At 72.9% G+C, this 17,185-nt stretch carries 19 protein-coding genes; 8 read left to right on the forward strand and 11 right to left on the reverse strand.

Features of this window, described 5'->3' with window-relative positions; translation table 11 throughout:
- The first annotated feature begins 138 nt into the window (after positions 1 to 138).
- A complete protein-coding gene (locus Csp2054_RS14485; RefSeq protein WP_096900168.1) occupies positions 139 to 1,011 on the forward strand; it encodes an aldo/keto reductase in 873 nt (290 codons plus the stop codon).
- Between the two features lie 81 nt (positions 1,012 to 1,092).
- On the opposite strand, the gene Csp2054_RS14490 is transcribed toward Csp2054_RS14485, so the two are convergent.
- Entirely contained in the window at positions 1,093 to 1,500 is a 408-nt protein-coding gene (locus tag Csp2054_RS14490; protein WP_096900169.1) for a hypothetical protein, read from the reverse strand.
- Positions 1,501 to 1,649: 149 nt separating this feature from the next.
- On the opposite strand from Csp2054_RS14490, the gene Csp2054_RS14495 reads away from it, so the two are divergent.
- The gene (locus tag Csp2054_RS14495) at positions 1,650 to 2,615 is read left to right on the forward strand and encodes an NAD(P)H-quinone oxidoreductase (protein WP_096900170.1); all 966 of its coding nucleotides are present in this window, start codon (positions 1,650 to 1,652) and stop codon (positions 2,613 to 2,615) included.
- Positions 2,616 to 2,660: 45 nt separating this feature from the next.
- Here Csp2054_RS14495 and Csp2054_RS14500 read toward each other — a convergent pair whose 3' ends face one another.
- The 7 genes from Csp2054_RS14500 to Csp2054_RS14530 form a co-directional block, all read right to left on the reverse strand.
- Complete coding sequence (locus Csp2054_RS14500; protein ID WP_096900218.1) at positions 2,661 to 3,383, reverse strand: amino acid ABC transporter ATP-binding protein; 723 nt, start codon at positions 3,381 to 3,383, stop codon at positions 2,661 to 2,663.
- 104 nt (positions 3,384 to 3,487) lie between these two features.
- A complete protein-coding gene (locus Csp2054_RS14505; protein WP_096900171.1) occupies positions 3,488 to 4,366 on the reverse strand; it encodes an amino acid ABC transporter permease in 879 nt (292 codons plus the stop codon).
- A 5-nt stretch (positions 4,367 to 4,371) separates the two neighbouring features.
- Complete coding sequence (locus Csp2054_RS14510) at positions 4,372 to 5,196, reverse strand: ABC transporter substrate-binding protein (protein ID WP_096900172.1); 825 nt, start codon at positions 5,194 to 5,196, stop codon at positions 4,372 to 4,374.
- Between the two features lie 344 nt (positions 5,197 to 5,540).
- Positions 5,541 to 6,038, reverse strand: a complete 498-nt coding sequence (locus Csp2054_RS14515; RefSeq protein WP_255252764.1) for a cupin domain-containing protein — start codon at positions 6,036 to 6,038, stop codon at positions 5,541 to 5,543.
- Positions 6,035 to 7,384, reverse strand: coding sequence for an amidohydrolase family protein (locus Csp2054_RS14520; RefSeq protein ID WP_317951692.1), 1,350 nt, complete (start codon positions 7,382 to 7,384; stop codon positions 6,035 to 6,037). Before Csp2054_RS14520 ends, Csp2054_RS14515 begins: the two co-directional genes overlap by 4 nt.
- Entirely contained in the window at positions 7,381 to 9,066 is a 1,686-nt protein-coding gene (locus tag Csp2054_RS14525) for an adenosylhomocysteinase (protein ID WP_096900173.1), read from the reverse strand. Before Csp2054_RS14525 ends, Csp2054_RS14520 begins: the two co-directional genes overlap by 4 nt.
- Before the next feature lie 116 nt (positions 9,067 to 9,182).
- Positions 9,183 to 10,214 (reverse strand): PrsW family intramembrane metalloprotease, encoded by a 1,032-nt coding sequence (locus tag Csp2054_RS14530; protein ID WP_096900174.1) that lies wholly within the window; start codon positions 10,212 to 10,214, stop codon positions 9,183 to 9,185.
- 92 nt (positions 10,215 to 10,306) lie between these two features.
- On the opposite strand from Csp2054_RS14530, the gene Csp2054_RS14535 reads away from it, so the two are divergent.
- The 6 genes from Csp2054_RS14535 to Csp2054_RS14560 all read left to right on the forward strand — a co-directional run bounded on the left by Csp2054_RS14535 (position 10,307) and on the right by Csp2054_RS14560 (position 14,376).
- Entirely contained in the window at positions 10,307 to 10,570 is a 264-nt protein-coding gene (locus tag Csp2054_RS14535) for a glutaredoxin family protein (RefSeq protein WP_096900175.1), read from the forward strand.
- A gap of 46 nt (positions 10,571 to 10,616) precedes the next feature.
- The gene (locus tag Csp2054_RS14540) at positions 10,617 to 11,543 is read left to right on the forward strand and encodes an amidohydrolase family protein (protein WP_096900176.1); all 927 of its coding nucleotides are present in this window, start codon (positions 10,617 to 10,619) and stop codon (positions 11,541 to 11,543) included.
- A gap of 49 nt (positions 11,544 to 11,592) precedes the next feature.
- Entirely contained in the window at positions 11,593 to 12,453 is an 861-nt protein-coding gene (locus Csp2054_RS14545) for a fumarylacetoacetate hydrolase family protein (protein WP_096900177.1), read from the forward strand.
- On the forward strand, positions 12,450 to 13,214 hold the full coding sequence (locus tag Csp2054_RS14550; protein ID WP_096900178.1) for an SDR family NAD(P)-dependent oxidoreductase: 765 nt from the start codon (positions 12,450 to 12,452) through the stop codon (positions 13,212 to 13,214). The genes Csp2054_RS14545 and Csp2054_RS14550 overlap by 4 nt, the downstream gene beginning before the upstream one ends.
- 111 nt (positions 13,215 to 13,325) lie before the next feature.
- Positions 13,326 to 14,003 (forward strand): FadR/GntR family transcriptional regulator, encoded by a 678-nt coding sequence (locus Csp2054_RS14555; RefSeq protein WP_096900179.1) that lies wholly within the window; start codon positions 13,326 to 13,328, stop codon positions 14,001 to 14,003.
- 94 nt (positions 14,004 to 14,097) lie between these two features.
- On the forward strand, positions 14,098 to 14,376 hold the full coding sequence (locus Csp2054_RS14560) for a GlsB/YeaQ/YmgE family stress response membrane protein (protein ID WP_096900180.1): 279 nt from the start codon (positions 14,098 to 14,100) through the stop codon (positions 14,374 to 14,376).
- A 123-nt stretch (positions 14,377 to 14,499) separates the two neighbouring features.
- On the opposite strand, the gene Csp2054_RS14565 is transcribed toward Csp2054_RS14560, so the two are convergent.
- Genes Csp2054_RS14565 through Csp2054_RS14575 form a run of 3 tightly spaced genes read right to left on the reverse strand, consistent with a single transcriptional unit; the run spans position 14,500 to position 17,113 of the window.
- The gene (locus Csp2054_RS14565; protein ID WP_096900181.1) at positions 14,500 to 15,453 is read right to left on the reverse strand and encodes an aldo/keto reductase; all 954 of its coding nucleotides are present in this window, start codon (positions 15,451 to 15,453) and stop codon (positions 14,500 to 14,502) included.
- Positions 15,450 to 15,785: an L-rhamnose mutarotase gene (locus tag Csp2054_RS14570; protein ID WP_096900182.1), complete on the reverse strand. Its 336-nt coding sequence runs from the start codon at positions 15,783 to 15,785 to the stop codon at positions 15,450 to 15,452. Before Csp2054_RS14570 ends, Csp2054_RS14565 begins: the two co-directional genes overlap by 4 nt.
- Positions 15,785 to 17,113, reverse strand: a complete 1,329-nt coding sequence (locus Csp2054_RS14575) for an alpha-L-fucosidase (protein WP_096900183.1) — start codon at positions 17,111 to 17,113, stop codon at positions 15,785 to 15,787. Before Csp2054_RS14575 ends, Csp2054_RS14570 begins: the two co-directional genes overlap by 1 nt.
- Positions 17,114 to 17,185 lie beyond the last annotated feature (72 nt).

Below are 17,185 nucleotides of genomic sequence, written 5' to 3' on the forward strand. Positions count from 1 at the left end.
GACGACGACGCCGCTGTCGTACGACACCGGCGCGGTCGTTCCGCGACGGTGCGACCCACGCAGCGCGGTCGTTCCGCGCCGCCGCGACCGGCTCGCCGCGCTGAGCGTGACCGGGCCGCCGCGGAGCATGCTGGGCGCATGAAGCAACGAGTCATCGGAGACGTGTCCGTCAGCGCGATCGGCCTCGGCGGCATGCCGATGTCGATCGAGGGCCGGCCGGACGAGCGTCAGTCCGTCGCCACCATCCACGCCGCGCTCGAGGCCGGGGTCACCCTCATCGACACCGCCGACGCGTACCACCTCGCCGGCCACGACGAGGTCGGGCACAACGAGTCGCTCATCGCGAAGGCCGTCCGGGAGTTCCACGGTGCGACGGACGACGTGCTCATCGCGACGAAGGGCGGACACCTGCGACCGGAGGCCGGGCCGTGGGCGCAGAACGGCCACCCCGAGTACCTGAAAGAGGCGGCGAAGGCCTCGGCCGCGCGGCTCGGGGTCGACGCGATCGGGCTGTACCAGTTCCACCGCCCGGACCCCGCCGTGCCGTACGCGGAGTCGGTGGGCGCGCTCGCGGAGCTGCTCGACGAGGGCGTCATCCGCATGGCGGGCATCTCGAACGCCGATCCGGACCAGATCCGCACCGCGAACGAGGTGCTCGGTGGCCGACTGGTCTCGGTGCAGAACCAGTACTCGCCGCGGTTCCGGTCGAGCGAGCCGGAACTCGAGCTGTGCGACGAGCTCGGCATCGCGTTCCTGCCGTGGAGCCCGCTCGGCGGCATCACGAACGCGGCCGACCTCGGGACCGCCTACGAGGACTTCGCCACCGTCGCCCGCGACCATGGTGTGAGCCCGCAGGTCGTCGCGCTGGCGTGGGAGCTGGCGAAGAGCGACGTCGTCGTCCCGATCCCGGGAGCGTCGCGCCCGCAGTCGATCCTCGACTCGGTGACCGCGGCGGCCGTCAAGCTCCGTCCGGAGGAGATCGACCGCCTCGACGCCGCCCAGTCGCGCTGACCGGCGCCGCGCTGACCGGCCGCCGGTGGGACCGACCGCGCATCGAGCGTGCGGCCGGTCCCTCCGACGACGATCACCGCGTCAGGACGTGCACTCGCTCTGGAACGCCTTGCCGGTGGACTGCACCTTGCTGCTCGCCGCGGTGAGCTTCGACACGTCGACCGACTGCGGGTCCTTCGCGTAGGCCTCGATCTGGGTGATGAGTCCCGAGTACGCGTTCTCGAAGTCGTCCGCCTTCGCCTTGAGGTCCGCGTCCGAGATGTCCGACACACCAGACTTGATCTTGTCGTCGAGGTCCTTGAGCTTCGACACCGCGGCGTCCGGGTCGGACTGCAGGTTCGCGACCGAGTCCTGCACGCCGGACGCGGCGCTCGAGACGCGCTCGGAGAACTTCGTGCACTGCTCGGCCTTCGACGATCCGGCCGAGCAACCGGCGAGCATCGTGACGGCGAGTGCGGCCGTGAGGACGGCGATGGTCTTCGTGGGCATGGTCGTGGGTCCCCCCTGGTGGTGCGATCATCGCCCCTCGGTGCGAGGAGCGCGGACGCCGCCGACGGTACACGGCGGACGACGGTCCGGGCGCGCGCGCTCGTGTGGTCCGCTGGGACCATGCGACGAGCGGGCGTAGCGTCGGGGACATGCGAGCGATCACCCACGACGACGGCACCATGACCGTGCAGGACCTGCCCGACCCCGAGCCCGGCGAGGGCGAGGTCCTCGTGCAGGTCGCCGCGGCGGGGGTGAACAACGCCGACCGGCAGCAGCTCGCGGGGAACTACCCGCCGCCACCCGGGGCCTCCGAGGTGCTCGGGCTCGAGGTGTCGGGGACGATCAGTCGGCTCGGCCCCGGGGTGACCGGGTGGTCGGTCGGCGACCGGGTCTGCGCACTGTTGTCCGGGGGCGGATACGCGTCCCTCGTCGCCGTCCCGGCCACGCAGCTCCTGCCCGTGCCGGACGCGCTCGACCTGGTGTCGGCGGCCGCCCTGCCCGAGGCCGCGTGCACGGTGTACTCGAACGTCGGCATGCTCGCCGGACTCCGACCCGGCCAGACGCTCCTCGTCCACGGCGGCACGGGCGGGATGGGGTCGCACGCCGTGCTCTGGGCGAAGGCACTCGGAGCGACGGTGGTCACGACCAGCGGCGGCCCGGCCAAGGTGCAGGCCTCGCGGGAGCTCGGTGCCGACCTCGCGGTCGACCACCGCTCCGAGGACTTCGTCGCCGCGGTGCACGCGTTCACCGACGGTCGCGGCGTCGACGTGGTGCTCGACGTCGTCGGGGCCGCCTACCTCGGTCGCAACCTCGAGGTGCTCGCCACGAACGGGCACATCGCCGTGATCTCGTCGTCGAGCGGACGGACGGGCGAGCTCGACCTCGGCGCGATGATGGGCAAGCGGGCGACGATCAGCGCGACCACGCTCCGGGCACGGCCCCGCGACGAGAAGGCCGCGATCGTCGCCGCCGTCCGACAGCACGTGTGGCCGTTCGTCGAGGACGGCCGGGTGCGGCCCGTGGTCGACTCCGTGCTGCCGCTGGACGAGGCGACCGAGGCGCACCGCCGGATGGCCGACGGCGAGCTCGTCGGGAAGGTCCTGCTCACGCCGTAGCGGCCGTGCGGTGCGGGCACGGTGACGACGGCCGTGCCCGCACCGTCACGTGTGGACGCGCGCGAGGAACTCGACGAGCGCGGGGTGCTGCGGGTGGTCGAGCACGTCGGCGGGCGCGCCCTGCTCGACGACCTCGCCCCGGTGCAAGAACACGATGCGGTCGGCGACGTTCCGGGCGAAGTGCATCTCGTGCGTGGTCATCAGGATCGTGGAGCCCTGCCGCTTGAGCTCGGTGACCAGGTCGAGCACCTCGCCGACGAGCATCGGGTCCAGCGCGCTCGTGACCTCGTCGAGCAGGAGCAGCTCGGGGTCTGTCGCGATCGCCCGGACGATCGCCACCCGCTGCTGCTGCCCGCCGGAGAGCCGGTCGGGGTACGCCCCGGCGAACTCCCCCAGGCCGACACGGTCGAGCAACCGCCGCGCGGTGGTCTCCGCCGTCGCCCGGTCGACGCCGTGCACCTGCCGCGAGGCGAGCGTGACGTTGTCGAGCACGGTCATGTGCGGGAAGAGGTTGAACTGCTGGAACACGACACCGATCCGCGCGCGGGTGGCGTCGACGTCGATCCGCGGGTCGGCGATGTCGGTGCCCTGCAGCAGGACCTCGCCGTCGTCGATGCCCTCGAGGAGGTTCACCGTCTTGAGCAGCGTCGACTTGCCGGAGCCGGACGCCCCGATGACGCAGATGACCTCGTGCCGGTGCACGGTCAGGTCGATGCCGCGCAGGACCTCGTGCTCACCGAAGGCCTTGCGCAGGCCGCGCAGTTCCAGGACGGGAGCCGATGTCGGCGGCTCGCGCCGTGCCTCCCGACCGTCGACAGCACGGGAGGCACGGGCCGCGCCCGCCTCGTCGTTCGCGTTCCACGCTGCTCCGCTCACACGGTGCCCCCGATCTGTTCGCGTCGCTGCTGCCGACGGGCGATCGCGTCGGTGACGCGGATCAGCGGCAGGCTGATCACCACGAAGAGCAGGCCGGCGACGAAGTACGGCGTGAAGTTGTAGCTCTCGGCCTGCGCGATCTGCGCCGACCGGACCGCGTCGACGGCGCCGAGGATCGACACGAGGCCGACGTCCTTCTGCATCGACACGAAGTCGTTCATGAGCGCCGGCGTCACCTTGCGGATCGCCTGCGGCAGGACGACGAGGCGGAGCGTCTTCGCGTGCGAGAGCCCGAGCGACCGGGCGGCGAGCCGCTGCGAGGGGTGCACGGCCTCCATGCCGGCGCGGAGCACCTCGGCGACATACGACGAGTAGGTGAGGACGATCGCGATGGTGCCCCAGAACTCCGCGGGCAGGCGCGGGAACACCCCGAGGCCCGGGATGCCGTAGCCGACGAGGTAGAGCACGATGATCAGGGGCAGTCCGCGGAACAGGTCGGTGTACCCGGTGGCGAGCATCCGCAGCGGGAAGAACACCGGGCTGCGCAGCCCCCGCACGACGGCGAGCAGGGTGCCGAACACGGCGACACCGATGCTCGCGAAGAACAGGATGCGGACGTTCAGCCAGCGCCCGGCGAGGATCGCGGGGAACGAGTCCACCGCCGTCTGCGGGTCGAAGAACGACTGCTGCACGGCCGCCCAGCCCGGGGTGTTCACGACGCCGAAGTACAGCAGCACCACGACGACGAGCGTGGACACCACGGACACGGCGACCGACCGGCGGCCGCGCTGGCGCCGGTAGAGCCGACGTTCCTGCTCGACCGCGCTCGGTGCCGGGACGACGACCGGGGTGCCGGCACCTGCGGGGATGGACACGAGCGCTACTTCAGGACCGGGGTGCCGGTCTCCGAGGAGAGCCACTTGGTCTGCAGCGCGTCGAGCGTTCCGTCGGCCTTGAGCGCGGCGAGCGCCTTGTCGACCTTGCTCGTGAGCGCCGACCCCTTCGGCAGCACGAAGCCGAACTGGTCGCCGGAGCCGTCGGCCGGGAACTGGGCCGAGACCGTGCCGTCGTCGAGCTGCGCGCCGGACATGTAGAACGCTGTCGGCAGGTCGGTGACGATGGCGTCGATCTGGCCGGACTTCAGGGCGAGCACCGCGTCGTCATTGGAGTTGAACACCTGCGGGGTGACGCCGAGGACGTCCTTGACGCTCTGGATCGACGTCGATCCGGCGGCGACCCCGATCGCGTCGCGCTTCAGGGCGCTGATCGTCGTGTCGCCCGCGGCCTTCGAGGACTTCGTCGTCACGACGGCCTGCGTGGTGGTGTAGTACGGCGTCGACATGTCGACGGCCTTCTTGCGCTTGGCGTCGATCGAGAACTGCTGGATGTTCATGTCCCAGTCCTTCGGGCCGGGGGCGATCGCGCTGTCGAAGGTGCTGCGCTTCCACACGACGTCGGACTTCGCGTAGCCCATCTCCTTCGCGACGGCGTACGCGACCGCGGCCTCGAACCCCTTGCCGGACTGCGGCTTGTCGTCCTCCACCCACGGGGAGTACGCCGGCTGTCCGGTCGCGATCGTGAGCTTGCCGTCCGTGACGGTGCCGGAGGCGCTGGTGCCGCTGCCCGAGGAGCACGCGGCGAGGGCGAGCACGGCGACGGCGGCCGTGGCGGTGGCGACGAGGGTGAGGCGGAGGGAACGAGTCACGGGCGGGCCTTCGTGCAGCGGGGTGGGGGCAAGCAGATCGTACGCGGAACTGGTACACCACCGCGACTCGGCGGGCCGGCTCCCGACCCGATCACATTCCTGCACATCGCATTCCGGTGTGACGAATACCGAACGGGAATCGCGCAACGAGAGTTCACGAAATGGTCACGATGCTTTTCGGTGTGCATTCTTCGGGCATCATGGGTGCCGCAGCACGTTGCCTCGGCGGCGGGTGGCGGACAACGGCGTCCGGTGCCCGCCGCCGGCAACTCTGTACCGGCCCGGGCCGCTGTGGACCGGTACCGGACCGGACCGGACCGGACCTGACCGACGGCCCGGCCGGCTCAGTCGGCGAGCGTGAAGTCGTCGAACGAGAACCCCGGCGACACCAGGCAGCTCAGCAGCACCTCACCGTCCTGCGGGAGCGTCCGCTGCCACACCCCGCCGCGGACGAACGCCTGCGCGTCGTTCACCCGGTGCCGACCGGCGTCCGGTCCGAGCGTGATCGTCGCGCCGGGCACCGGCTCGTCACCGTCGCCGCCGAGCTGCAGCTCGACCGTGTCCGGGCCGTGCCACATCCAGATCTCGTCGTTGACGACGCGGTGCCAGGCGGAGGCCTCCCCGGGCGGCAGCAGGAAGTGGATCAGGGTCGCCGCCGGCCGGTCACCGCGCGGCGTCGCGACCTCGGTGGGGGCGGTCCAGGTCCGGACGTACCAGCCGCCCTCGGGGTGCGGGTCCATGCCGAGCGCGGCGGCCCGCTGCGGCACGTCGAGCCACTCGACGACCTCGCCGGTGACGGAGCGCCGGGGGACCATCCCGGGTCGGGGTGCGGTCTCGGTCATGCGGTGTCCTCCTGGAGCGTCGGCGTGGTGGTGCGGGTGCCGTCGACGGCGCGGACGACGCCGCGGACGACGGTGGCGGCGGCGCGCCCGGCTCCGTCCTCGACGAGCTCGGCGAGCGCGTCCGGCACGGTCCGGGCATCGACGTCGAACACGGCGAGGTCGGCCCGCGCGCCGACGGCGAGGTGGCCGACGCGGTCGGGACCGACGGCGAGGCCCATGGCGTGCGCGCCGCCGAGGGTCGCGGCGGCGAGCAGGCGTTCGTGCAGGTCGTGCGCGCCGTAGCCCTGGGCCCGGGCGATGCGGTGCAGCGCGGTGACGTCGGCCATCAGGTCGAGCGAGGGCGACGACGACAGCGAGTCGGTGCCGATCGCGATCGGGCTGCCCTCGCGGAGGTAGTCAGCGACGGGCGGCGGGTCGAGCCCGATCACGGCGTTCGACCGGGGGCAGAGGGCGACGGCGGTGCCACGGGCCCGGAGCAGTGCCCGGTCGGCCGCGGTCGTGTAGACACCGTGCGCGACGTGGCAGTCGGGGCCGAGGACGCCGAGCCGGTCCACGAACGACGTCGCGCTCGCGCCGAACCCGAGGGCACGCATGGCCCGGAAGGACGGCACGTTCGCCAGGTGCCAGTCGCTGCCGTGGCCGATCCCGACGACGCCGTCGAGTCCGGGGACGGGCTCGAGGGCGGTGCGCTCCCCCTCGAAGGCGGCCTCGCCGAGGTGCAGGTGCAGTCGCAGTCCCCGCTGCCGGACGATGTCGGGCAGCTCGAGGAGCGGTGCGACGTCGAGCGAGTACGGCGCGTGCGGGGAGAGCCCGGCCCCGGGGGTCGTCGGGATGCGGGCGAGCTCGTCGAGCACCTGGTCGCGCCCGTGCGCCTGCCACGCGTCGTTCTCCCAGTCCATGACCTCCCAGTAGGCGATCCCACCGAGGCCGGCGACCTCCAGCGCCGACGCGGCCTCGAGGTCCGTGACGACGTCGGCGATGCTCGTCACCCCCGCGAGCAGGGACTGCTCGGCACCCAGGGCGGCCTCCGCTGCCCAGTCGTGCGGTCGGGCGTAGTCGACGTTGAACGCGGCCGCCCAGTCCTCGAACCCTCGGTACTGGCGCTGTCCGACACTGGCCATGCCGGTGTACTGCAGGTGGGTGTGCGCGTTGACGAGACCGGGCAGGAGCGCACCGCGCCAGCGGCGCTCGGTCCACGCCAATCCGGACGCGTCGAGCTGGTCGACGACCCAGGACCGGTCGCCCACGTGCAGGATCCGGCCGTCGCGGACGGCCACCGCACCGTCGGCGATCGGCGGCGCGGTCATCGGCACGACGACCCGCGCCGAGTGGACGACGACGCTCACGACGGGTCCCCGAACCGGTGCGTCCGGACGTCCGGCGCACGGTCCGCCGGGTGCTCGGCGGGACGGTCGGGAGGCGCGGTCCGCGTCCCGGACGCGGCGAGCGCCGCGCGGGCGGTCGCCTCGTCCACCGCGGGGTCGACGGGTACGACGGCGCGGTCGAGTTCGTCGCCGCGTTCGAGGAGCATCCGGACGGCTCCGAGCTGGACGGCGAAGGACAGGTCCATGATCTCGACGGGGTTGCCCTCCGCCGCGGTGGTGTTGATGCACCCGCCCCGGTCGAGCACGACGACGTGGTGACCGTCCGGGAACGTCCACCGTTCGACTGCGGGGGCTTCGCCGGCCGGGACCGCTCCGGCGGCCGTCGCGTCGTCGAGGGCGACCTCCTGCTCGACGCCGCCGGCGACCGCGACGACGGCCCCGGCCGCGGTGGCTCGGAGCACCCCGAGCGACACGGTGTCGCGCACCCCGGTCGCGCTCATCACGAGGTCGGCCTCGCGGACGGCGTCGACCAGCGGCGCGACCCGGTACCCGGCGACGACGGCCTGCAGGGCGCGCACGGGGTCGGTGTCGGCGACCACGACGTCGAAGCCGAACGCGCGGAGCACCTGGGCGACCCCCTCGCCGACCGGACCGAACCCGGCGACGACCGCGGTGCCTCCCGGCCGGACGCGGTGCGCACCCGGGACGAGTCCGTCGAGCAGGTCGAGTGCGGCCGCGACGGTCGACTGCCCGGTGCCGTACCGGTTGTCGAACAGGGTCTTCGTGCGGGCGTCGTTCACGGCCACGACCGGGATGCCGAGCGTCCCGCGCTCCGCCATGACGCGGAGCGGTCGGAGGCCGCTCGTGGTCTCCTCCGCGGCGCCGAGCATCGTCGGCAGCAGCTCCGGTCGTTCCTGGTGGGCGAGGCGGATGACGTGCGAGCCGTCGTCGAGCAGGATGTGCGGGCGGGTGTCGAGCATCGCGAGGGCGAGCCGGCGTTGCTCGTCGAGGTCGGCCCCGCTGTCCGCGTGCACCGGGAGACCGGCGTCACGGAGGACGGCCGCGACGGCGTCGTCGGTCTCGTCGGCGTGGGCGTACACGACGACCTCGGCTCCGGCGTCGCGGAGCAGCAGGCTGAGGACGGCGGTCTTCGGTTCGAGGACCATGCTCACGCCGATCCGCGTGCCGCGGAGGAGCCCGCCGTCGCGGAGCTCGGCGGCGACCGACCGCGAGACGGGCATCCACCGGCGGGCCCAGCGGATCCGGGCGGCGGCGGCCGGATCGGTCTCGGGGTCACGGCCGGTGGAGACGAGGACGACGTCGTCGGAGAGCGTCGGGACGCCGAGGACCCCGGGACGGACCGGGACGACCGGACCGAAGGCGTCCTCGTCGACCGCGGGCGCGTGTCGGCCCGCGTCCACCACGACGAGCGTCGCACCGTGCGGGCGGTCGGCCTCCCGCTCGACGGCGGCGGCGGACAGCTCCGGCTCCCCCAGGCACCAGAGCTGGTCGACGGGCTCGTCGTCCCGTGACGGTCGGGCGCCGAGGCCCGTGAGGACGGCGTGCAGCGCGTCGGCGTCGAGGTGGTCGCCGCCGACGATCCGGAAGCGACGACCGGCGACGAGCAGGTTCGTGGCGGCGGCGAAGCGCCGGACGGCGGCGACGGCCCACGCGGCCCGTGCGGGGTCGGGTCGCTGCGGCATGGGGACATCGTAGGGCGCGCGGGCGACGGGCCGGCGCCGGTCGGGAGGCGCCTGACCCCCGCTGCCGGTCGCGTGCGGTGGGTGCGCGTGCGGTGGCGGTGGCCGACCCCCGCCGGTCAGTGCGCGTGCGGTGGCGGCGTCCGGTCCCAGTCGACCGGGCCGTGCTCGGTCGCGCGCTGCCACGCGGGCATGGTGACGACGGGGCCGGGGCCGTACTCCCCGTCGGCGCCAGCCCCCGTCACCGGCGCGGAGGGACCGGCGGCGGCCAGCGCCCGGTCCTGCCGACGGTGCCGGACGAGCACGGTGACGAGCACCGCGACCCCGACCGCGGTGACGATCGCCAGGCCCACCACGTACAGCGTCGTGGACAGCGTGGCGACGTCGGCGGGGACGTACGGTCCGCGAGCGGCCGAGAACGGGGTGCCGGTGAGCACGAACGCCAGCAGCGTCGCGATCGACGAGTTGCTGTCCCACAGGCCGTGGAGGAGCGAGACGCCGATGTACGCCACGAGGAGCGACCACGACCACCGGAGCCGCACCCCGCCGCGCGCCGCCCCGAACAGCACGGCGCCGAGGATCGCCGTCCAGAGCACGTGGCCGACCGGGGACAGGATCGCCCGGACCACCTCGGTCTGCAGCAGCGACACCAGGTCGATCCCGCGGCTGGTGATCGCCGCGTTGAACGCGTACCCGGCCGACTCGAACGCGGCGAAGCCGGCGCCGACGGTCGCTCCGAGGAGCGCCCCCTGCCTCGCGGTCTTCGGTCGGACCCGCCACGCGACGACGACGAGCAGGACGCCCTTGACGAACTCCTCGACGAAGCCGACCGCGATGTACACGAGCGCGTCCTGCCGCAGGTTCGCCTCGAGCAGCGACGCCCCGAGCACGCCGAGGATGCCGCCGACGAAGAACGCCGTGACGAGCTGCATGGTGCTGACGGTCCCGGTGACGCGCTCGATCACGAACAGGACGACGGTGAAGGGCACGAGGAAGCTGCCGAGCAGGATGATCGTCGGCACGAGGTTCGTGTTCTGGGTGGCGACGGTGACCACGATCGTGACGACCCAGAGCAGGAAGCCGCCGAGCAGGGTCTTCCACCACCAGCCGTGGCGGTGGTGCGGGTGGACCGCATCGAGGGGGAGACTCATGCACCCGATCGTGCTCCGCCGCGTCTGATCGTGCTCCGCAGCTGGAGCGGGCCGTCGGGAATGCACGGCGGACGTCGAGCGTCGTACCCCGCATGACTGATGAGACGTTCGACAAGGTCACCATGTTCGGCGCGGACTGGTGCCGCGACTGCCGCCGCTCGAAGGCGCTGCTCGACACCCTCGGGGTGGACTACGAGTACGTCGACGTCGAGGCCGACCTGTCCGCGGCCGACCGGGCCGAGGCGATCAGCGGCCGGAAGAACATCCCGGTCGTGGTGCTGCCGAACGGCAAGCACTTCGTCGAGCCGTCCGATGCCGAACTGCGTGGCGAGCTCGAGGCATCCGGCATCGTCTGACGCCGGAAGCTGCCCGGACATCGGATGATTCGGGCATGATGAGCGGGTGAGCATCGATGCGCACCACCACCTCTGGGACCCGTCCGACCGGGACTACCCCTGGATGGACGACTCGGTCGCCCCGATCCGACGGCGGTTCGACGTCGACGACCTCCGCGCCGCACTCGAGGGCTCCGGCGTCGACCGGACCGTCGTCGTGCAGGCCGTCCACGACCCCGGCGAGACCGCGTGGCTCCTCCGACAGCCCGCGCCGGTCGCCGGGGTCGTCGGGTGGGTCGACCTGACCGCGCCGGACGTCGACGAGCGCCTCGCCGCGATCGTCGCCGAACACCCCGCCGCGCTCGTCGCCGAACACCCCGCCGCGCTCGTCGCCGACGACCCGGAGGTCGAGACGGTCGCTCCCCGCCTGGTGGGCATCCGCCACCAGGCACAGGACGAGCCCGACCCGGGGTGGCTCGCGCGTCCGGACGTGGTCCGCGGCGTCCGAGCCGTCGCCGACGCCGGCCTGGCGTTCGACCTGCTGGTGCGCGAGCGGGAGCACGGGGCGGCGCTGGCGCTCGTCGACGCCGTGCCCGAAGGCCGGTTCGTGCTCGACCACGCCGGCAAGCCCGCGATCGCGGACGACCACGGTCCCGGCGGATCCGCGGTCGCCGACGCCTGGCGAGCACGGATGCGGGCGTTCGCGGCGCGGCCGAACGTGGTCTGCAAGGTGTCGGGGCTCCTCACCGAGGCCGGCAACGACTGGCGGGACCGTCCGGTCGCCCGGTACCTCCGCGAGGTCGTCGGGACGTTCGGACCGGACCGCTCGATGTTCGGGTCGGACTGGCCCGTGTCGACCCTGGCGGCCGACCACGCCGAGGTCCTGCACACCACGACGGCCGCCCTGGCAGACCTGTCCCCGAGCGAACGGCACGACGTCTCCACCGGCACGGCGGAGCGGACGTACTTCCCGGGCGAGGTGACGCAGACATAGGATGTCTGTGGCGTCCGACACGGGTGCCACGCAACGAGAGCGAGGAACGATGCTGTTCGCACGACTCGGCCCGGCCGGCGACGAGATGCCGGTGGCCATCGACCCCGAGGGCACGGTGTACGACCTGCGGCCGCTGACCTCCGACATCACCGGGGCGTTCCTCGCCGCCGACCCCGGCCCGGTGGCGCTCGTCGAGCACGCCCGTGCCGCCGGCGACCTGCCGACCATCCCCGCCGACGACGCCGGGAAGATGCGGCGCGGGGCACCGGTCGCACGCCCGGGCAAGGTCGTGTGCATCGGCCTGAACTACCGCGACCACGCCGCCGAGACCGGTGCAGCGATCCCGACCGAGCCCGTCGTGTTCATGAAGGACCCGTCGACGGTGATCGGCCCCGACGACCAGGTCCTCGTCCCCCGAGGCTCGACCAAGACGGACTGGGAGGTCGAGCTCGCCCTCGTGATCGGCACCACCGCCCGCTACTGCGCCTCCGAGGCCGACGCCGCCGCGTGCATCGCGGGCTACACCATCGCTCACGACGTCTCCGAGCGGGAGTTCCAGCTCGAACGCGGCGGGCAGTGGGACAAGGGCAAGTCGTGCGAGACCTTCAACCCGCTCGGTCCCTGGCTCGTCACCGCGGACGCCGTCGACCCCGCCGACCTGCGCATGCACCTGTCGGTCAACGGCGAGACCCGGCAGGACGGCACCACCGCGGACATGGTCTTCCGACCGGCCGAGATCGTCCGCTACCTGTCGCAGTTCATGGTCCTGCACCCGGGCGACGTGGTGAACACCGGCACCCCGGCCGGGGTCGCACTCGGCACCGGCGCGCCGTACCTCGCGCCAGGCGACGTCGTCGAGCTGCGCATCGACGGGTTGGGCACCCAGCGCCAGACGGTCGGTGCGGCATGAGCGCCGCGGGCCACGACGGCGCCGGTACACACGAGGGGGTCAGGGCCGTGGTCACGGGCGGGGCGTCCGGCATCGGCGCCGCGATCGTGGCCGCCCTGCGCGAGCGCGGCGCGACGGTCGCCGTCCTGGACCTCCGTCCCGGCGACGACGGCCTGTCCTTCGCGTGCGACGTCGCCGACGACGACTCCGTCCGCACCGCCGTGCAGGCAGCAGTCGACGCCCTCGGCGGCCTCGACGTCGTGGTGAACAACGCGGGCATCGGGGCACAGGGGACCGTCGAGGACAACCCCGACGACGAGTGGCGCCGTGTGCACGAGGTCAACGTCCTCGGCACCGTCCGCGTCACGCGCGCCGCGCTGCCCCACCTCCGTGCTTCCGGCAACGCGAGCATCGTCAACACGTGCTCGATCGCGGCGACGGCCGGACTCCCCCAGCGGGCGCTCTACTCCGCCACGAAGGGCGCGATCGCCGCCCTCACCCGCGCCATGGCGGCGGACCACCTCCGCGAGGGCATCCGGGTCAACGCGGTCAACCCCGGCACCGCGGACACGCCCTGGGTCGGCCGGCTCCTCGCGTCCGCGCCCGACCCGGCCGCCGAGCGCGCCGCCCTCGAGGCCCGCCAGCCCCACGGGCGGCTCGTCGCGGCGGAGGAGGTCGCCGAGGCGGTCGCGTACCTGACGAGTCCGGCCGCCCGGTCGACGACGGGGGTCGACCTCGCGGTCGACGGCGGGATGCAGGCACTGCGCCTGCGTCCGGCGTGACGGCCGTCACCGGGTCGGACGGGAGGCACGACTATCGTCGTCCTGTCGGCGCGCGTCCGCGCGCGGGCGGGCTGTCCGCGCGGCAGCGCGGGTCGAGCAGGAGGTGGTGACGTGGCGTCGCTGACCGACGATGCGATCGCACGCATCCAGCAGATGATCGTGAGCGGCGAGCTCCGACCCGGGCAGCGCCTCCCGCCCGAGAAGGAGCTCAGCGAGTCGCTCGGCCTCTCGCGCAACAGCCTGCGCGAGGCCGTCAAGGCGCTCGAGCTCATCCGGGTGCTCGACGTCCGCCGCGGGGACGGCACCTACGTGACCTCGCTCGAGCCGGCGGTGCTGCTCGAGGCCGTGTCGTTCGTCGTCGACATGCACCACGACCGGTCCCTGGTCGACCTGCTCGAGGTGCGACGGATCCTGGAACCCGCGTCCGCCGTCCTCGCCACCGCCCGGGCGTCGGAACAGCAGATCGACGAGCTGGCGACGCTCATGGAGGCGGTCGACGACGCGACGGGTGTCGAGGACCTCGTGGCGCACGACCTTCACTTCCACTCCACCATCGCGACCATCGGCGGCAACCAGTACCTGTCCGGCCTGCTCGACGCTCTGTCCAGCAAGACCGTGCGGGTGCGGGTGTGGCGCGGCCTCACGCAGAACGGCTCGGTGCAGCGCACGCTCGACGAGCACGCCGCGATCGTCGATGCCATCCGCCGCCGCGACCCGCAGCTCGTGCAGTCCCTCGTGGTCGCGCACGTCGAGGGCGTGGAGCGGTGGCTGCGGCGCTCGCTCGAGTGAACCTGGGAGGCCGTCGAGCACGGGCGGAGCAGGATCGGGCGCTGATCGCTCCCGGTACCCGCCGGGTGCGTCGCCCCACACCAGGAGGAACACCGTGTTCGGTCTCATCGTCAGCCTGATCATCATCGGACTCATCGCCGGCGCGATCGCCCGGCTGCTCATCCCCGGCAAGCAGGACATCGGCATCATCATGACGATCGTCCTCGGCATCGTCGGCTCGTTCGTGGGCGGCTTCCTCGGCTACCTGATCTTCCAGCACGACCCGATGGACGGTTTCTTCCAGCCGGCGGGCATCATCGGCTCGATCATCGGCGCCGTCATCGTGCTCTTCATCTACACCCGCTTCGCCGGCCGCGGAGCGCGCACCCGCTGACGCCGGCACCCCGGCGTACGAGCGAAGTCACCCCGAACCGCGCATCCGCGTGGTCCGGGGTGACTTGCGTCGTCCGCGGGTGACCGGCGTCGAGGGACGCCCCCGGCAACGACCGTGCCCGCGTCAGTCGTCGAGCAACCCCGCCGCGCGCAGGTCCTCCCAGAGCGCCTCGGGCACGGTCGCGGCCGCCCGCGCGGCGTTCGACCGCACCTGCTCGGCCGACTGGGCACCGAGCGCGATCGCCCGGACCGCTGCGGCCCGTCGCGGGAACGCGAGCGCGGCCTCCGGCAGGGTGACGCCGTGCCGTTCGCACACGTCGGCGATCGCATCGGCGCGTTCGACGAGCGACGCCGGCGCCGGCGCGTAGTCGTAGGTCGCCGACGCGTCCGGCCGCTCCCGTCCGAGGAGCCCCGAATTGTAGACGCCGACCGCGACGACCGCGACGCCGAGCTCGGCGCACCGGGCGACCAGCGCCGCCGCCGGCTGCTCGAGCAGGGTGTACCGCCCGGCGAGCATGACGACGTCGCACAGGCCGGTCTCCACGGCCGCGGCCAGGGCGTCGACCGAGTTCGACCCGACGCCGACGGCGCGCACGACACCCTCGTCGCGGAGCTCGGCGAGGGTCGGCAACGCCTGGGTGAGCCCGTCGGTCAGCGAGTACACGTCGGGGTCGTGCAGGTAGGCGACATCGACGTGGTCCAGGCCGAGTCGGTCGAGCGACTCGTCGAGCGACCGGCGCACCCCCGACGGCGACGGATCCCACTGCCGGACCGTGTCGTCGGGTACGGCGAAGCCACCAGAGGCCAGGTCGTCGCCGCGCCCGCGGCCGGGGACGAGCAGGCGTCCGACCTTGGTCGAGACCAGGTACCCGGACCGCGGCCGACCGGCGAGCGCCGCGCCGAGCCGTCGCTCGGACAGGCCGAGGCCGTAGTGCGGGGCCGTGTCGAACCCGCGGACGCCGGCGTCCCACGCGGCGTCGACCGCTGCTCGGGCGTCGTCGTCCGTCACCGGCCGGAGCAGGTTGCCGATGCCGGCGCCACCGAACCAGAACGGTCCCCGGTCGAGGTCGAGGGTCACGGGGCGGCCCCGTCCAGCTGGGCCGCGAGCGACCAGACCCGTGGCAGCCCGTCGTCGCCACCGGAGTAGTCGTCGTCGGCCTCGAGCAGCGGGTTGATCGTCGCCTGCCACTCGGCGTTGACCGGGTCGTCGGCGAGGGACCGGCGCATCGCGCGGTAGTCCTCGACCTCGACGAGGTGCACGAGGTCCTGTCCGTCGCGCCAGATCGTCCAGTCGTGCACCCCGGCTGCGCGGAGCCGCTCGGCGAGCGCCGGCGGCACCGCGGCGTGCACGGCGTCGTAGGCGGCCTCGTTGCCGGCCCGCAGCCGGGTGCGCGAGAGGATGCGCTGCACTACGCCCCCTTCAGGAACAGTTCGACGACCGGGACGGCGACGTCCGGGCGGACCACCGGCAGGGTCAGGGTGAGGGTACCGGCGGGCTGTCCGCCGAGCCCGGTGTTCTGCGCGCGCGTCCCGGGCGGGATCTCGCGGAACCGGATCTCCGACGCGTCGTGGAGCAGTTGTGCGTAGGCCACCTTCCCGGCGAGGTCGGGCAGGTGCACGTGCTCGAACGGCCACGTGAACAGGTGCAGGTAGAGCCGGTCACCGCGCTGCGTGTAGACGGTCCCGGCCGGTGCACGGTACGACGACGGTCCGGCGCCGTACACGGAGCGGGCGTGTCGGTGCATCCACTCCCCCATGCCGGCGAGCGAGCGGCGAGCGACGGGGTCGAACTCGCCCCGCCCGGTGGGGCCGACGTTGAGCAGCATGTTCCCGTTGTTCGAGATGCCGTCGACGAGCATGCGGACGAGCAGGTCGACGCTCTTCACGGTGAGGTTGTCGCGGTCGTACCCCCACGAGCCGTTGAACGTCTGGCACGCCTCCCACGGCACCGGGACGCCGTCGACCTCCATCGGCTTGTCCGGCTGGTACTGCTCCGGCGTGACGATGTCACCCGGGATGTCGAGCCGGTCGTTGACGATGATGCCCGGCTGCAGCCGCTTCGTCAGCGCCATGAGCTCCTCGGACCCCCAGTCGTCGCGACCCTTGCCGCCCCAGCGGTCCTCGTGGTCGTTGTCGCGGTACGAGAAGTCGTAGAACAGGTAGTCGATCCGTCCGTACCCGGTGAGGAGTTCCTCGACCTGCCCGTGCAGGTACTCCCGGTAGCGGGCCATGTCGCGCCCCTCCTGCAGCCGGGCGATCTCCTCGGGGCTGTCGTCACGGCGCGGGTGCACCCCGTCGATCGTGAAGTCCGGGTGGTGCCAGTCGATGAGCGAGTGGTAGAAGCCGATCCGGATGCCCTCGGCCCGGAAGGCGTCGACGAACTCGCGGACGATGTCGCGTCCGAAGCGGGTGTTGGTCGACTTGTAGTCGGTGAGCGCCGAGTCCCACAGGGCGAACCCCTCGTGGTGCTTCGTGGTGAGGACGGCGTACTTCATGCCGGCCTCGCGGGCACGACGGGCCCAGTCGGCGGGATCGAACAGGTCCGGGTCGAAGTGGTCGAAGTACTTCTGGTAGTCCTCGTCGGTGATGCGCTCCCGGTTCTTCACCCACTCGTGCCGGGCGGGCAGGGCGTAGAGCCCCCAGTGGATGAACATGCCGAACCGGTCGTGCGTGAACCAGGCGGGCAGCCCGTTCGCGTCGGTGTCGGTCTGCGGCGCTGCAGGTGCGGTGATGGTCATGTGGGCGAGTTTCCTTCCGTGGGGACGAACGGGGTCCGGGCGGGGGCCGGACAGGAGGCGCGGTGCGCGTGG

This window comes from Curtobacterium sp. 'Ferrero' (genome assembly GCF_002412165.1).
GTDB lineage: Bacteria > Actinomycetota > Actinomycetes > Actinomycetales > Microbacteriaceae > Curtobacterium.

What these genes read in the sequence shown, in the direction of transcription:
- Csp2054_RS14485 (WP_096900168.1), top strand. Translation starts at nt 139, where the DNA reads ATGAAGCAACGAGTCATCGGAGACGTGTCCGTCAGCGCGATCGGCCTC.
- Csp2054_RS14490 (WP_096900169.1), bottom strand. Translation starts at nt 1,500, where the DNA reads ATGCCCACGAAGACCATCGCCGTCCTCACGGCCGCACTCGCCGTCACG.
- Csp2054_RS14495 (WP_096900170.1), top strand. Translation starts at nt 1,650, where the DNA reads ATGCGAGCGATCACCCACGACGACGGCACCATGACCGTGCAGGACCTG.
- Csp2054_RS14515 (WP_255252764.1), bottom strand. Translation starts at nt 6,038, where the DNA reads ATGACCGAGACCGCACCCCGACCCGGGATGGTCCCCCGGCGCTCCGTC.
- Csp2054_RS14525 (WP_096900173.1), bottom strand. Translation starts at nt 9,066, where the DNA reads ATGCCGCAGCGACCCGACCCCGCACGGGCCGCGTGGGCCGTCGCCGCC.
- Csp2054_RS14530 (WP_096900174.1), bottom strand. Translation starts at nt 10,214, where the DNA reads ATGAGTCTCCCCCTCGATGCGGTCCACCCGCACCACCGCCACGGCTGG.
- Csp2054_RS14535 (WP_096900175.1), top strand. Translation starts at nt 10,307, where the DNA reads ATGACTGATGAGACGTTCGACAAGGTCACCATGTTCGGCGCGGACTGG.
- Csp2054_RS14545 (WP_096900177.1), top strand. Translation starts at nt 11,593, where the DNA reads ATGCTGTTCGCACGACTCGGCCCGGCCGGCGACGAGATGCCGGTGGCC.
- Csp2054_RS14550 (WP_096900178.1), top strand. Translation starts at nt 12,450, where the DNA reads ATGAGCGCCGCGGGCCACGACGGCGCCGGTACACACGAGGGGGTCAGG.
- Csp2054_RS14575 (WP_096900183.1), bottom strand. Translation starts at nt 17,113, where the DNA reads ATGACCATCACCGCACCTGCAGCGCCGCAGACCGACACCGACGCGAAC.